Here is a 13545-nt window from a genome sequence, read left to right as displayed (position 1 = left end):
TTACGATTAACGAATTTAAAGTGAAGTAACCCCGAGAAGCTGACCGCCAAAATCAGGCTCGGACAAGGAGAGAGACATGAGTAAACCATCTGTAAAAAAAGTTGTTGTTGCCTACTCTGGCGGTCTAGATACGTCAGTGATCATCCCGTGGCTAAAAGAGAACTACGACTGTGAAGTTGTGGCATTCGTTGCTGATGTAGGTCAGGGCGAAGAAGAGCTAGTAGGCATTGAAGAAAAAGCGAAAGCCTCTGGCGCATCTGAGTGCTACATCGCTGACCTGAAAGAAGAAATGGTCGCTGACTACATCTTCCCAACGCTAAAAACAGGCGCGTACTACGAAGGTAAATATCTTTTAGGCACCTCGATGGCTCGTCCGATTATCGCTAAAGCTCAGGTTGAAGTAGCGCGTAAAGTGGGGGCTGATGCATTGTGTCACGGCTGTACAGGTAAAGGTAATGACCAAGTCCGTTTTGAGGGTGCATTTGCAGCTCTTGCCCCAGACCTAACTGTGATTGCGCCTTGGCGTGAGTGGGATCTAGTTAGCCGTGAAGAGTGTCTAGATTACCTAGCGGAGCGCAACATCCCGTGTACCGCATCACTAACTAAGATCTATTCACGTGATGCAAACGCATGGCACATCTCAACGGAAGGCGGCGTTCTAGAAGATACATGGAACGCGCCAAACGATGATTGCTGGGCATGGACAGTGGATCCTGAGCAAGCACCTGATCAAGCAGAATACGTGACACTAGAAGTAGCAAAAGGCGAAGTGGTTGCCGTTGATGGTGAGAAAATGACGCCATACAACGCTCTGGTTTACCTAAACGAGAAAGGCGTGAAGCACGGTGTTGGTCGTATCGACATCGTTGAAAACCGTCTGGTAGGCATGAAGTCTCGTGGCTGCTACGAAACGCCAGGGGGCACCATCATGATGGAAGCACTGCGTGCAGTTGAGCAGCTAGTGCTAGATAAAACATCATTTGAGTTCCGTGAAGAGCTAGGCGTGAAAGCCTCACACCTTGTTTATGACGGTCGTTGGTTCACACCACTTTGTAAGTCTATCCTGGCGGCGTCGGAAGAGCTGGCACAAGACGTGAACGGCGAAGTTGTGGTTAAGCTATATAAAGGTCAGGCGATTGTGACTCAGAAACGCAGCGTAAACAGCCTGTACTCAGAAGAGTTCGCAACGTTCGGTGAAGATGAGGTGTACGACCAAAGCCACGCTGAAGGCTTCATCCGCCTTTACTCGCTATCAAGCCGTATCAGAGCATTGAACGAAGCAAAGAAAAAATAATGTCGCTTAGTTATACTGATTGAAATCTAGAAACCCATTTGTTATCAAATGGGTTTCTTTTTATCTGGACGATAAAAATTGGCGACAGAACCTGAAATAGCATTAATTTGAATATTTATGTGAAATAAATGAATTTTTACTTTATTTTTAATTCGGTTTGTCGTACCTTGAACCCTATCAACAAAGACACTGAGTTGCATTCAATTCACTCAGCGAGAATAGCGGTTTATTCTTACAATAAGTAACCACAGAAGCAGCGACGCAAACTGAGCAGTTAGGAGAGACACGATGGCATTATGGGGCGGAAGATTTACCCAAGCAGCAGATACGAGATTCAAAGACTTTAATGATTCATTGCGCTTTGATTACCGACTTGCTGAGCAAGACATTGTTGGCTCAATTGCTTGGTCAAAGGCGTTGGTTTCAGTGGGTGTTCTCACTGAAGATGAACAGCAGAAGCTAGAGCTAGCGTTGAATGAGCTTAAACTCGAAGTAATGGAAAATCCAAAGCAGATCCTAAGATCGGATGCGGAAGATATCCATAGCTGGGTTGAGCAACAGCTGATTGGCAAAGTGGGCGACTTAGGTAAGAAGCTGCACACCGGTCGTTCTCGTAACGACCAAGTGGCGACCGACCTGAAGCTTTGGTGTCGTCAACAAGGTCAGCAACTTCTCCTTGGTCTCGACAGACTGCAATCGCAAATGGTTGAGGTAGCAAGAGTACACCAAGATACGGTACTTCCTGGTTATACCCACCTTCAACGTGCTCAGCCTGTGACGTTTGCTCACTGGTGCTTAGCGTACGTTGAGATGTTTGAGCGTGATTACTCTCGTTTAGACGATGCTATTAAGCGTTTAGATACCTGCCCACTGGGTTCAGGTGCGCTAGCGGGTACGGCTTACCCAATGGATCGTGAGCAGCTTGCTCATAACCTTGGCTTCAGAAGAGCAACTCGTAACAGCTTGGATTCGGTATCCGACCGTGACCATGTGATGGAGCTGATGTCTATCGCCTCTATTTCTATGCTACACCTATCGCGTCTGGCTGAAGATATGATCTTCTACAACTCAGGTGAGTCTAACTTTATTGAACTTGCGGATACTGTGACGTCTGGATCTTCTCTGATGCCTCAGAAAAAGAACCCAGATGCCCTAGAGCTTATCCGTGGTAAAACTGGTCGTGTTTATGGTTCGCTAGCTGGCATGATGATGACAGTGAAAGCACTGCCACTTGCGTACAACAAAGATATGCAAGAAGACAAAGAAGGTCTATTTGATGCACTCGACACTTGGAGTGACTGCATGGAAATGGCCGCGCTCTGTTTCGATGGTATCAAGGTAAACGGCGAGCGTACGCTAGAAGCGGCGAAGCAAGGTTATGCAAACTCTACCGAGCTTGCGGACTACCTAGTTGCTAAAGGTATTCCATTCCGTGAAGCACACCATATCGTAGGCGTTGCGGTAGTGAGTGCGATAGCTAAAGGCTGCGCACTCGAAGAACTCTCCATTGAAGAGCTCAAAGAGTTCTCGCCAGTGATTGAGAACGATGTTTACGACATCTTGACTATTGAAAGCTGCCTAGAGAAGCGTAATGCTCTTGGTGGTGTAGCGCCGCAGCAAGTCGCTTACGCGGTAGATCAAGCAGAGAAACGTCTCACGGCGCGTGACAACTCAGCGGTGAAAGTGCGCTCTGCTCGCCTGACGGATATCGATGCGCTAGAGAGCATGGTGGCTTACTGGGCGAATCTTGGTGAAAACCTACCTCGTAGCCGCAATGAACTGGTGCGTGATATTGGCTCATTCGCCGTCGCAGAGCATCATGGTGAGGTTACTGGTTGTGCGTCGCTCTATGTGTATGACTCAGGGCTTGCAGAGATCCGCTCTCTAGGTGTGGAAGCGGGCTGGCAAGGTCAAGGGCAGGGCACCGCGATTGTTCAGCACTTGGTAGAGAAAGCACGTAAGATGGCGATTAAGAAAGTGTTTGTTCTGACTCGTACGCCAGAGTTCTTTATGAAGCACGACTTCATCCCAACATCGAAGACGCTGCTGCCTGAGAAAGTTCTGAAAGACTGTGATCAATGTCCGAGGCAGCATGCTTGTGATGAGGTAGCGCTGGAAGTGAACTTGGTAGAGCAAATTATTGCCAAAATGAACGTTGCGTAACTTATTGAAAAGTAGGAGAGTAACGAAAAGATCGGAAAAATTTTAAAAAAAGATCATTTTTCTGGGAACAAACGAGAAAAGGCACGGTCTATTAAAGTACCACTGCTTTTTCTTAGAAGAATCTAAGAAGGCCCCGAGTCAAGGTTGACTACGGGGCTTTTTTCTTTTTAGTGCTTTTCAAATCTCTCTCCCCCTTTCAATCTAAACTTCTCACTGTCGATGAATTTAAACATTTACGTTTATCAGTAGCAGAGAAAAACTGCGGTTCGCCAAGCATGTCACAATGTTCGCGTGTTGCTTGCTCTTGGTATCCGATAGAATAGGCCTTCCTGTTTCAGCCCTATCGTTCGGATAGCCTAAAAAAGAGCAATAATATTATGATTGAACGCCTTCATACTAAAGAGCGCATGAGCCGTATTGTTAAGCACAATGGCACTATTTACCTTTGTGGTCAGGTGTGTGCAGATGCCACTAAAGACATTACAGAACAGACGCAAACCATGCTTGATAAGGTCGAAGCTCTGCTACTAGAAGCGGGCAGCGACAAAGAACACATGCTGTCTGCGACCATCTACCTTAAAGACATGCAAGATTTCCAAGCAATGAACGCAGTATGGGACGCATGGGTACCAGCAGGCCACGCACCAGCACGTGCTTGTGTGACTGGAGATATGGCCCGTGAAGCTTTACTGGTGGAGATCTCTGTTATCGCAGCCGAAGTCGAAGCTAAATAACCCTCAAAAAATTCAGACAAAAAAGCGAGCCCGACGATAAGGCTCGCTTTTATTATGTCTATACCTAATACTGCTTAGACCAAGGACCAAGGACCAAGGACCAAGGACCAAGGACCAAGGACCAAGGACCAAGGACCAAGGACCAAGGATATTTAGCCTAAATACACCTCAAGCTCCTCACTACCACCAATATGCTTACCACCGATAAACACCTGCGGTACGGTCGTGCGGCCGCTCACTGCACGCAAAGTGACTGTGGTTGCGTCTTTACCCAGTACGATTTCTTCATACTGAAGGTTGTGGTCAATCAGGTTTTGCTTTGCTTTCATGCAGAATGGACAACCTGGTTTAGAGAATACAGTGATAGACTCTTGAGTCTTGTAGCTTGGCGCGATGTAGTTCAGCATCGTATCTGCATCAGACACCTTGAACGGGTCGCCTGGCTCGTTTGGCTCGATAAACATCTTCTCTACCACGCCGTTTTTCACTAGCATGCTGTAGCGCCATGAGCGTTTGCCAAAGCCAAGGTCGTTTTTCTCAACCAACATACCCATACCGTCGGTGAAGTCGCCGTTACCATCAGGAATAAAAGTAATGTTTTCTGCTTCTTGATCTGACTTCCATGCATTCATAACGAAAGTATCGTTTACTGACATACACAAGATCTCATCCACGCCATGGTCTTTGAACACCGAGAATAGCTCGTTGTAACGCGGCAAGTGGCTTGATGAACATGTTGGTGTGAAAGCACCTGGTAGGCTGAATACAATCACAGTCTTGTCTTTAAACAACTCATCTGTTGTCACGTTGACCCACGCATCACCCTGACGAGTTGGGAATGTCACTTGAGGTACTGCTTGGCCTTCTTTAGATGCAAACATACTAATGTCCTTCTGGATAATTAAATTCTTGTGAGTCTAGCGTTGCTAACAGAGAGTAGCGTTTATTGCTTTGCTTCGTTGGGACTATTATCAAAAAAATGGTTTGATAGTTCTAATCGTTTATTGTTATGGTATCGATAGGCAAATTCTATCGGAGCATGCGATGAACATTCGTGATTTTGAATACCTAGTGGCCCTGGCTGAGCACAAACATTTTCGTAAAGCAGCAGAAGCTTGCTTTGTTAGTCAGCCGACACTAAGTGGTCAGATCCGCAAACTGGAAGATGAGATTGGTACCTCTCTGTTAGAGCGCAGCAGTCGTCGAGTATTGTTTACGGATGCTGGTTTGCAGCTGGTTGAGCAAGCAAAGCGTATCCTTAAGGAAGTTAAGACGTTTCGCGAGATGGCTGCGGGGCAAAGTGGTGAGATGATGGGGCCGATGCATATTGGTTTCATACCTACCGTGGGTCCATATCTACTTCCTCGTATTGTGCCAAAGCTGAAAGAGTCATTCCCCGACCTTGAACTTTTCCTGCATGAGGCTCAAACACATCAACTGGTTAGACAGTTGGAAGAAGGGAAGCTCGATTGTTTAGTACTGGCGTCAGTCCCAGAAACTGCACCATTCAAAGAGATTGAAGTCTTTAATGAGCCGATGAGCATTGCGGTGCCATGCGACCATGCTTGGGCAAAACGCGATGAGATAGAGATGGATGAGTTAAAAGGGCAAACCGTGCTATCACTTGGTGATGGACACTGTCTACGAGACCAAGCCCTTGGCTTCTGTTTTGCTGCTGGTGCGAGAGATGATGAACGATTTAAAGCAACCAGCTTAGAGACGTTACGTAACATGGTGGCGGCAGGAGCAGGCATTACCTTGCTGCCTGAACTGTCTCTGCCTAAAGAGAAAGAAAAGGATGGCGTATGCTACGTGACTGCGGTGAATCCTACGCCGTCTCGCAGTATTGTTTTAGCCTATCGCCCCGGCTCGCCGCTGCGTGCGCGTTTTGAGAAGTTGGCGGAGTCGATTAGTCGTTATCTTAGTGCTTAGTGCTGAAATTCCGATGATAAAAAAGGGGCTTAGCGCCCCTTTATTGCTTGTTAAGTCTAGTCTAGAACAGACTTTCTCCGCCAGACTCATCACTAGAGTACAAGGTGTCCGTTAGACTTTCCTGTACGTACTCAGTTGGTTCAGTTCCAATCTTGAAGTACTCAAACATGGTTGAACCATCGGTCTTATTGGTAAGAAGACCCGAATCTCGGTCGATGCGCACGCGAGTGATATCGTTTGGTACTTGTTTGGCGACCACTTCGTGACCTTCAAGTGCCATGCCCATGAAGTCCACCCACGCAGGTTGAGCGGTTTTTGCACCAGCCTCAGCGCCGGTGATTTGCTCTTTACCTAAGTTTGCGTTTGCCGTTGTGCGGCCAAGCTTTCTTTGGTGGTCATCAAACCCTACCCAAGCAGTTGCGACGATACCCGGACCATAACCGTTGTACCATGCGTCTTTAGAGTCGTTGGTGGTACCTGTTTTACCACCTACATCCCGACGCTTGAGTTTTTGAGCACGCCAACCAGTACCGTTCCAACCAGTGCCTTCACGCCAGTTGCCACCGCCCCAAACGTTGCTGTAGAGCATTTCACGTGTCAGGAACGCGGTTTGCTCTGAAATCACTTTTGGAGCGTAGCGCGGTTCGTCGGTTTCCGTTAGGTCTTCTTCGTTAAATTGCGCGATATCCAGTGGCTCAATTTCAGACGCGTTGGTTGCTTCTTCAATGCTTGGCGCTGCATCTTCTGTTGCTGCTTTGGCAAACTCAGGGGCCTGCATATCAGGACAGTTCTGATGACACACGACTTTCGGGTTTGCTTCAAACTCAATTTTGCCGAATGGGTCTTCAACTTTGCTGATATAGAATGGCTCTACATAGTATCCGCCGTTAGCAAACACAGAGAAACCTTGCGCCATTTGAACGGGTGTCAAACTGCCAGCACCAAGAGCAATGGTCTCAGAGCGAGGTAACTTAGACTTATCGAAACCGAATCGAGTTAGGTAATCACGAGTTTCATCCAGACCCACCTCACGAAGTACACGCACCGCCATGACGTTTTTAGACTGTGCTAGACCGATACGAAGACGTGTTGGACCTGTGTAGGTTGGCGGCGAGTTTTTAGGGCGCCACGCAGTGCCTGCGCTCTTATCCCATTTATTGATTGGCGCATCGTTCACAAGACTTGCCAGCGTCATGTCTTTATCCAGTGCGGCAGCATAGATAAATGGTTTAATGCTCGAACCTACTTGTCGTACCGATTGTGTTGCACGGTTAAACTTACTGTGTACGAAGTTAAAACCGCCCACGAGGGATAGCACTGCGCCATTTTCTGGATTGATAGCAACAAACGCAGTATTGGCGTTAGGTACTTGGCTTAGACGCCACGTGATAGCCATTGGCTCAGATACTTGGTCGTCTTCAGTTTGCGCTTCTTTTTCCTCGGGAGACACATCTGGAGTGATGTCGAGATCCGCAGCGCGAACCCAAACCTGCTCACCCACAGCCACGATTTCGCTCGGCGCTTTTGGTGCTGCACCTTGGCGATCATCGGTACGGAACTTACGTGCCCAGTTCATGTTTTCCCAGCTAATGGTCTGTTCGCCATAGCTTTTCACATAAACCGTAGCGGACTTGTCGGCAACTTTAGTGACCACCGCAGGACGAAGCTCACCATAGGTAGGTTGGCGACGTAGGTGCTTGGCAATCTCTTCGCTAGTCATTGCGGTTTGACCTGCTTTCCACAGCACTTTTTCAGCGCCGCGGTAACCGTGTCGCTCGTCGTAGTTCAACAGATTCTTTGTGGCAGCTACATGACCCGCTTTTTGCAGTTTAGAGTCGATTGTTGTAGTGATTCGCATGCCTGATTCGTAGGCTTCTTCACCATAGCGGCTTACCATCCAAGCGCGAGCAATTTCTGCCACATACGGAGCACTTAGCTCGATCTCCGCGCCATGGTATTGAGAAATAATTGGCTCGGCACGTGCCTCATCAAACTCAGCCTGCGTGATGTATTTTTCAGACAGCATGCGTGAAAGCACGACATTACGACGCTGGGTCGCACGTTCAACAGAGTAGATAGGGTTCATGGTCGATGGTGCTTTAGGAAGACCGGCCAATACCGCAATCTCACTCAAAGTAAGTTCATCAAGGTTACGACCGAAGTACGCCTGTGCTGCCGCGCCAAAACCGTATGAGCGGTAGCCCAAGAAGATTTTGTTAACGTAGAGCTCCATGATTTCTTGTTTGCTAAGAAGTTGCTCGATGTGTACGGCGATGAAAATCTCTTTCACCTTACGCATGATTTTCTTCTCGTTCGACAAGAAGAAGTTACGAGCTAGCTGCTGAGTGATGGTACTTGCACCTTGCGAAGCACTACCGGACGCGATAACGGCCACGGCCGCACGGGTAATACCGATTGGGTCAAAACCAAAGTGGTCGTAATAGCGGCTATCTTCTGTCGCAATGAGAGCTTCGATAAGTTCTTGTGGGATCTCATCGTAAGATACTGGAATTCTGCGTTTTTCGCCGAATTGTGCGATCAGCTTCCCATCTTGGCTGAACACCTGCATCGGTGTTTGTAGTTGGACGTCTTTAAGAGTCGCGACATCAGGCAGCTCTGGTTTTACGTAATAGTAAAAGCCAAAAATTGTACCGACTCCAAGGAGTATGCAAATAATTGCAAGAACCAACAGTCTCTTTATGAACTTCACCGAGAATTTCCTAATTAATTGGGGTTACGAGTAGGTAATTACTTGTAGGCTAGGACAAAAATATACCTATAGGGTTAATTAACGCTTATTTGAGCGTCGATCTCAACCTTTTCGCGTTGTTTATGTATTTGTTGAGGTTATTTTTCATGGCAAGAAAATGGATCACCGGGATAGATATTGGTCATCACAGTGCCAAAGCCGTCGTCTTGGTTTGTGACGGAACCAATATTTCCTTGGTTGATTACCTTGAGCTTAAAGGATGTGATGCTATTTTCTCCGATCCCCACGCCCTTAAACATCAAGATAGTGTTAAGAAACTTAAAATTCTGCGAAAGATTGCGCCGTTATTTCGTAATAGTGCCGCTATTGTGCTGCCAGAAAGTGCAGTGATCAGCAAGGTCGTCACACTTGAGGCGGGTCTTGAAGGGCAGGAGCAGGAGCTTGCTATTGAACAAGCGATGAATCATCAGACGCCTTACCCAATGGATGACATTGCTTTGGATTTTATTAAAGAGACCGAAGAGGACAATGTTGTGGTAGAGGCGTATCGAGTACATGTGACCAAGCAATCGATCGTCGACAGCTGGTCTCACGTAGTCACTAAGCTTGGTTTTCGTCCTAAGTTAATGGACACCAATAATGGAGCATTGCGCGGCGTCCAGAGCTGGGTTTGCGCTCATACACCATCGTTGGCAAATCATGCGGTGCTGGACCTTGGCTGCGTACAAGCGACGTTGCTTCCACCGCCGGCGTTATCCCCAGAACTCGCAAAGTCATGGGTATTAGAGCCCATCCCCGAACTACAAAATCGTGCAGAAAGTCAGTTCAAGTCGCTATCTGAAGTGGTGTTTGAGTCTGTTGCCGGGCGGGTTGCTTCTCAATTGCAGCTGTATCGTTCGGTCGCAGGGCAAGAGGCGATTAAAGGTGTGATTTTAATGGGAGGACATGCGCAGCAAGATGACGTGATAGATAGCGTCACTAAGGCTCTGTCCTGTCCGGTTACTGGCATTGATTTTCAGCGATTATCGACAAGTAAGACCAAATCGTCCCAGCCTTTGTCACCATGCTATGCCTCTGCGGTCGGGGTAGCAATCAATGGTTTAAATTGGCTTAAGAGGCATTGATATGAAGATAATCAACCTATTGCCTTGGCGGGAAGCCAAGCGCAAGCAGCATCAACAGCGCTTTATTGCGATGCTTGTCTTGGCGCTGCTTCTTGGTTATTCGACGTCTCATTTGTTGAATTTGACACTAGCGAGTGAGGTCCAAACCCAACAACAGCGGGTTGCGTATCTGCAAGGTGAAATTGATGACTATCGGCGTCAAATCCGTGCATTGTCATCGACCAAAAGTGAACTGCAGTCTATAGAAGCCCGCCTTGACTACGTTGATGGGTTGCAGCAACAGCGCAACAAGACAACAGCGGTAATGAATCTACTGCCGACACTGATTCCTTCTCAAGTCTATGTCGACAAGATCCGTATGCAAGGTGAGCAGTTTAAGGTCAGCGGCATTGGGGAAAGTACCGCCTTCCTCGCTCAAATGCTGGATAGATTTGAACAATCGACGATGGTCAATAACGTCGTGCTTCACTCTATCGTTCATGACCGTGAGCGCTTTGGTAACAAATATCAAGCGTTTGAGCTGTCGTTTGCTATTGATAGTGCAGCGCTACTTACCAATCTGGCTCAACAGCCGAAAGCAGGAGTGAACTAATGTCACTCGACCTTGAACTGGATGAGTTAACCAACTGGCCTTTAATACCACAGCTTGTGGTGGTCGGTATTGTGTTTGTGATGGCGGGGCTGGTCGGTGGTTGGCTTTTGGTGAAGCCGAGTCTTGAAGACCTCGACTATTACAAACAGCAAGAAATTCAATTGAAGCAAGAGCTACAGGTTGTCGCTCGCAAGGCCGCAATGTTACCTGTGATGACCGCACATCTTAGCGAACTATCTGACCATTATGATAAGCTTTTGCGTCAATTGCCCGCTCAGCAAGAGCTAGCAAGCTTGCTCGCAGACATCAACGAGCAAGGCCTTAACAATCATCTTACGTTTACTCGCATCAATTGGGGGAAGCGTCAGCCGCAGAAGTTTCTCTTAAAACTCCCTTTAGATATCGAGCTGACTGGAAGTTATGACGATATTGGCCGCTATGCTCAGGCAATTGCTGAGCTGCCCCGTATAGTGCTGATTGAAAATGCTGAATGGCAGAGAGTCAGTTTGGAAAGTAGCACACTGCACTTTCGTGTCAATGCCACTACCTATCAGTTTATAGCGGAGGCTGAAGGTGAAAAATAGCACTTTAGTCATATTGATAACTATCGGCTTGGTTGGTTGTAATGCCAATCAAGATTCATTGCAACAGTTTGTTTTAAATGCAGAATCGAGTTATGAGCCGCAAAAAATGGCGGAGCGATTGATTCACTCTTCTGACGTAGTAGTCTTCCAAGAGTTGAGCAGCCACTCTCCTTTCAGTTTACCGAAAATGGCAACCCAACAGAGCCCTGAACGCGGGCAGAGCTGCTGGCAACCAAAAACCAGAACCAAACAAGGATTAGAGCTTTATCGAATTAGCGATCTACAGATTAAAGGGATCATGAGCAAAAACGGCAAGATGACGGGCTTGGTGATGCTGCCCAATCGACGTGTAGTGAAAGTGGAAGAGGGGCATTTTCTTGGTGAGAACAACGGTCAAATCAAACAAATAACCGAAAATGCACTGATTGTAGGCGAGACCTTGTCCGATGGATTGGGATGCTGGTACCAAAGGCAAATAAAGCTGGCATTGAAGTAATGGAGAAACACGTGCAACGTATAGTGGTGCAAGTCATCAATTTTCTTATCTGTGGTCTTGCATTGAGTATTGGCTTGCTAACAAGTCGTGAGCTTGCAGCTAATGAGATTACCAACGTCTCATTTCAGCTCAACGAGCAGCGTCAGGGAGTGTTGATGGTTGCTCTGTCCGAGCAGGGTAGCGCTGTCGATGTTAGTAGCAATGACAATGGGTTGACCATTATGCTTCGGCAAACCAAAGTGACGCCCGAGCATTTGTCTATTTATGATGTGACCGATTTTGCCACGCCCGTTACCACCATCGAGTTTTTTGATGAGTCGCCCCATGTGCGCTTAGCCGTAAAAACCAAACGGGCAGTTGACTATCAATACGTGGTAGCTGATAACCAGCTTCGTGTTACTTTTGTTGAGCTTACCCAAGCTCGCGCTGACGAGAAGGCATTAGAGTCGCGCAACAAAGGTCAACTTACCTCGATCAATTTTCAAGATATGCCAGTCCGCAATGTGCTGCAGCTACTCGCTGACCACAATGATTTCAACTTGGTTGTCTCGGATACGGTGCAGGGCAATTTGACGCTGCGTCTTGATAGTGTGCCGTGGACTGATGTACTCGATATTATCCTGCGCGTTAAAGGCCTTGATAAACGGGTCAAAGGGGATGTGGTGCTGGTGGCGCCAAAGGCAGAACTTGACCGGCAGGAAAAACTGGAGCTGGAGCGTCATCAACTGACCGAAAAAATCGGTAAGCTTGAGTCCGAAATCATCAAGATTAATTACGCCAAAGCTTCTGAAATGGCCGCCATGATAGGTGGTAATGAGACCCTCAGTATGCTATCTGAGCGCGGCTCTGTGACGGTTGATGAGCGCACCAATTCACTATTGCTTCGCGATCTTCCCGACAATATAGAGGTCATTAAAAGTATTATTGCTGAGCTCGACATACCCGTAAAACAGGTTCAGATTGAAGCGCGAGTGGTGACGATTAGAGAAGGTAACATTGAAGAATTAGGGATCCGCTGGGGGGTGAGTTCAACTAATGGCACCACGACGGTTGGTGGTTCCATAGAAAGCAACCTGGTTGCCGCAGGCAGTGGCAGTGAACTTGAGATAGATGACTTTTTGAACGTTAATTTACCCGCGCTATCTGATAATGCATCAAGCATTGCTTTTCAAGTGGCGAGTCTTGGGACTAACACCTTGCTCGACCTTGAACTTTCAGCACTGCAAAATGAGTCAAAAGCCGAAATCATTTCTAGCCCAAGGCTGATCACTACCAATAAAAAGTCGGCATACATAGAGCAAGGTACTGAAATCCCTTATCTCAAATCCACATCAAGTGGCGCTACAGCAGTGGAATTCAAAAAGGCGGTGCTGTCACTGACGGTCACACCGCAAATTACTCCAGACAATCGACTGATTCTTGACCTGGATGTTACCCAAGATCAGGTTGGTGAGGTATTGAAAACACTAGAAGGAGAAACCGTCGCGATTGATACTCAGCGCATCGGCACGCAGGTTCTAGTTAACAATGGTGAGACTGTCGTGCTAGGCGGAATTTACCAACACACCTTTTCCAATAAAATCGATAAAGTGCCACTTTTAGGTGATATTCCAGGCTTAGGCGCATTATTTCGACGAACCTATGAAAATATCGGCAAGAGTGAGCTACTAATCTTCGTGACGCCGAAGATTATCACCCCAACACCAGCACTTACAGAACTTGGTAACCCTTTGTAAATTGGTCATTAATTGAAAAGGATTAAAAATAAAGTTGCATTAAAGCCACCTTGCCTTGATAATTTCGGGTCTTATCACGACTTATCTGTGAGGAATCGGTGCCACAAGCCCTTTTTTCCGAGGTTCCTTTTCGGTCTTTTCTTGTGGCGATGTCATTGAATTAACGTTGTAAATTAATGC

General features: G+C 47.2%; 11 protein-coding genes. 9 read left to right on the top strand and 2 right to left on the bottom strand.

Going from position 1 to position 13545, the window contains the following annotated elements:
• The first annotated feature begins 76 nt into the window (after window positions 1–76).
• The 3 genes from ACJB0T_RS18545 (at window position 77) to ACJB0T_RS18535 (ending at window position 4191) form a co-directional block, all read left to right on the top strand.
• Window positions 77–1294, top strand: coding sequence for an argininosuccinate synthase (locus ACJB0T_RS18545; RefSeq protein ID WP_042477170.1), 1218 nt, complete (start codon window positions 77–79; stop codon window positions 1292–1294).
• A 288-nt stretch (window positions 1295–1582) separates the two neighbouring features.
• Entirely contained in the window at window positions 1583–3457 is a 1875-nt protein-coding gene (gene argH / locus ACJB0T_RS18540; protein WP_479291737.1) for an argininosuccinate lyase, read from the top strand.
• A gap of 377 nt (window positions 3458–3834) precedes the next feature.
• Entirely contained in the window at window positions 3835–4191 is a 357-nt protein-coding gene (locus tag ACJB0T_RS18535; RefSeq protein WP_479291736.1) for a RidA family protein, read from the top strand.
• Window positions 4192–4343: 152 nt separating this feature from the next.
• On the opposite strand, the gene ACJB0T_RS18530 is transcribed toward ACJB0T_RS18535, so the two are convergent.
• A complete protein-coding gene (locus ACJB0T_RS18530; RefSeq protein WP_479291735.1) occupies window positions 4344–5072 on the bottom strand; it encodes a glutathione peroxidase in 729 nt (242 codons plus the stop codon).
• A 163-nt stretch (window positions 5073–5235) separates the two neighbouring features.
• On the opposite strand from ACJB0T_RS18530, the gene oxyR reads away from it, so the two are divergent.
• Entirely contained in the window at window positions 5236–6123 is an 888-nt protein-coding gene (gene oxyR, locus ACJB0T_RS18525) for a DNA-binding transcriptional regulator OxyR (RefSeq protein WP_112461367.1), read from the top strand.
• Window positions 6124–6184: 61 nt separating this feature from the next.
• On the opposite strand, the gene ACJB0T_RS18520 is transcribed toward oxyR, so the two are convergent.
• Window positions 6185–8833: a penicillin-binding protein 1A gene (locus tag ACJB0T_RS18520; RefSeq protein ID WP_479291733.1), complete on the bottom strand. Its 2649-nt coding sequence runs from the start codon at window positions 8831–8833 to the stop codon at window positions 6185–6187.
• 146 nt (window positions 8834–8979) lie between these two features.
• Here ACJB0T_RS18520 and pilM point away from each other — a divergent pair, with 146 nt between their 5' ends.
• Genes pilM through ACJB0T_RS18495 form a run of 5 tightly spaced genes read left to right on the top strand, consistent with a single transcriptional unit; the run spans window position 8980 to window position 13365 of the window.
• The gene (pilM, locus tag ACJB0T_RS18515) at window positions 8980–9957 is read left to right on the top strand and encodes a pilus assembly protein PilM (protein WP_479291731.1); all 978 of its coding nucleotides are present in this window, start codon (window positions 8980–8982) and stop codon (window positions 9955–9957) included.
• Between the two features lies 1 nt (window position 9958).
• Entirely contained in the window at window positions 9959–10549 is a 591-nt protein-coding gene (locus tag ACJB0T_RS18510; protein WP_479291729.1) for a PilN domain-containing protein, read from the top strand.
• A complete protein-coding gene (locus tag ACJB0T_RS18505; protein WP_479291726.1) occupies window positions 10549–11133 on the top strand; it encodes a type IV pilus inner membrane component PilO in 585 nt (194 codons plus the stop codon). The genes ACJB0T_RS18510 and ACJB0T_RS18505 overlap by 1 nt, the downstream gene beginning before the upstream one ends.
• On the top strand, window positions 11123–11629 hold the full coding sequence (locus ACJB0T_RS18500) for a pilus assembly protein PilP (RefSeq protein ID WP_479291725.1): 507 nt from the start codon (window positions 11123–11125) through the stop codon (window positions 11627–11629). The genes ACJB0T_RS18505 and ACJB0T_RS18500 overlap by 11 nt, the downstream gene beginning before the upstream one ends.
• The gene (locus tag ACJB0T_RS18495) at window positions 11629–13365 is read left to right on the top strand and encodes a type IV pilus secretin PilQ (protein ID WP_479292336.1); all 1737 of its coding nucleotides are present in this window, start codon (window positions 11629–11631) and stop codon (window positions 13363–13365) included. Before ACJB0T_RS18500 ends, ACJB0T_RS18495 begins: the two co-directional genes overlap by 1 nt.
• The last annotated feature ends 180 nt before the right edge of the window (window positions 13366–13545 follow it).

Source organism: Vibrio sp. CB1-5 (assembly GCF_059412285.1).
Note: the sequence above shows the minus strand (reverse complement) of the source record. Positions and strands in the feature narration are given on the sequence as shown.

Excerpts from the sequence above, each read along its gene's own strand:
- ACJB0T_RS18545 (WP_042477170.1), top strand. The coding sequence starts at position 77 with ATGAGTAAACCATCTGTAAAAAAAGTTGTTGTTGCCTACTCTGGCGGT.
- ACJB0T_RS18535 (WP_479291736.1), top strand. The coding sequence starts at position 3,835 with ATGATTGAACGCCTTCATACTAAAGAGCGCATGAGCCGTATTGTTAAG.
- ACJB0T_RS18510 (WP_479291729.1), top strand. The coding sequence starts at position 9,959 with ATGAAGATAATCAACCTATTGCCTTGGCGGGAAGCCAAGCGCAAGCAG.
- ACJB0T_RS18505 (WP_479291726.1), top strand. The coding sequence starts at position 10,549 with ATGTCACTCGACCTTGAACTGGATGAGTTAACCAACTGGCCTTTAATA.
- pilM (WP_479291731.1), top strand. The coding sequence starts at position 8,980 with ATGGCAAGAAAATGGATCACCGGGATAGATATTGGTCATCACAGTGCC.
- ACJB0T_RS18530 (WP_479291735.1), bottom strand. The coding sequence starts at position 5,072 with ATGTTTGCATCTAAAGAAGGCCAAGCAGTACCTCAAGTGACATTCCCA.
- ACJB0T_RS18495 (WP_479292336.1), top strand. The coding sequence starts at position 11,629 with ATGGAGAAACACGTGCAACGTATAGTGGTGCAAGTCATCAATTTTCTT.
- oxyR (WP_112461367.1), top strand. The coding sequence starts at position 5,236 with ATGAACATTCGTGATTTTGAATACCTAGTGGCCCTGGCTGAGCACAAA.
- argH (WP_479291737.1), top strand. The coding sequence starts at position 1,583 with ATGGCATTATGGGGCGGAAGATTTACCCAAGCAGCAGATACGAGATTC.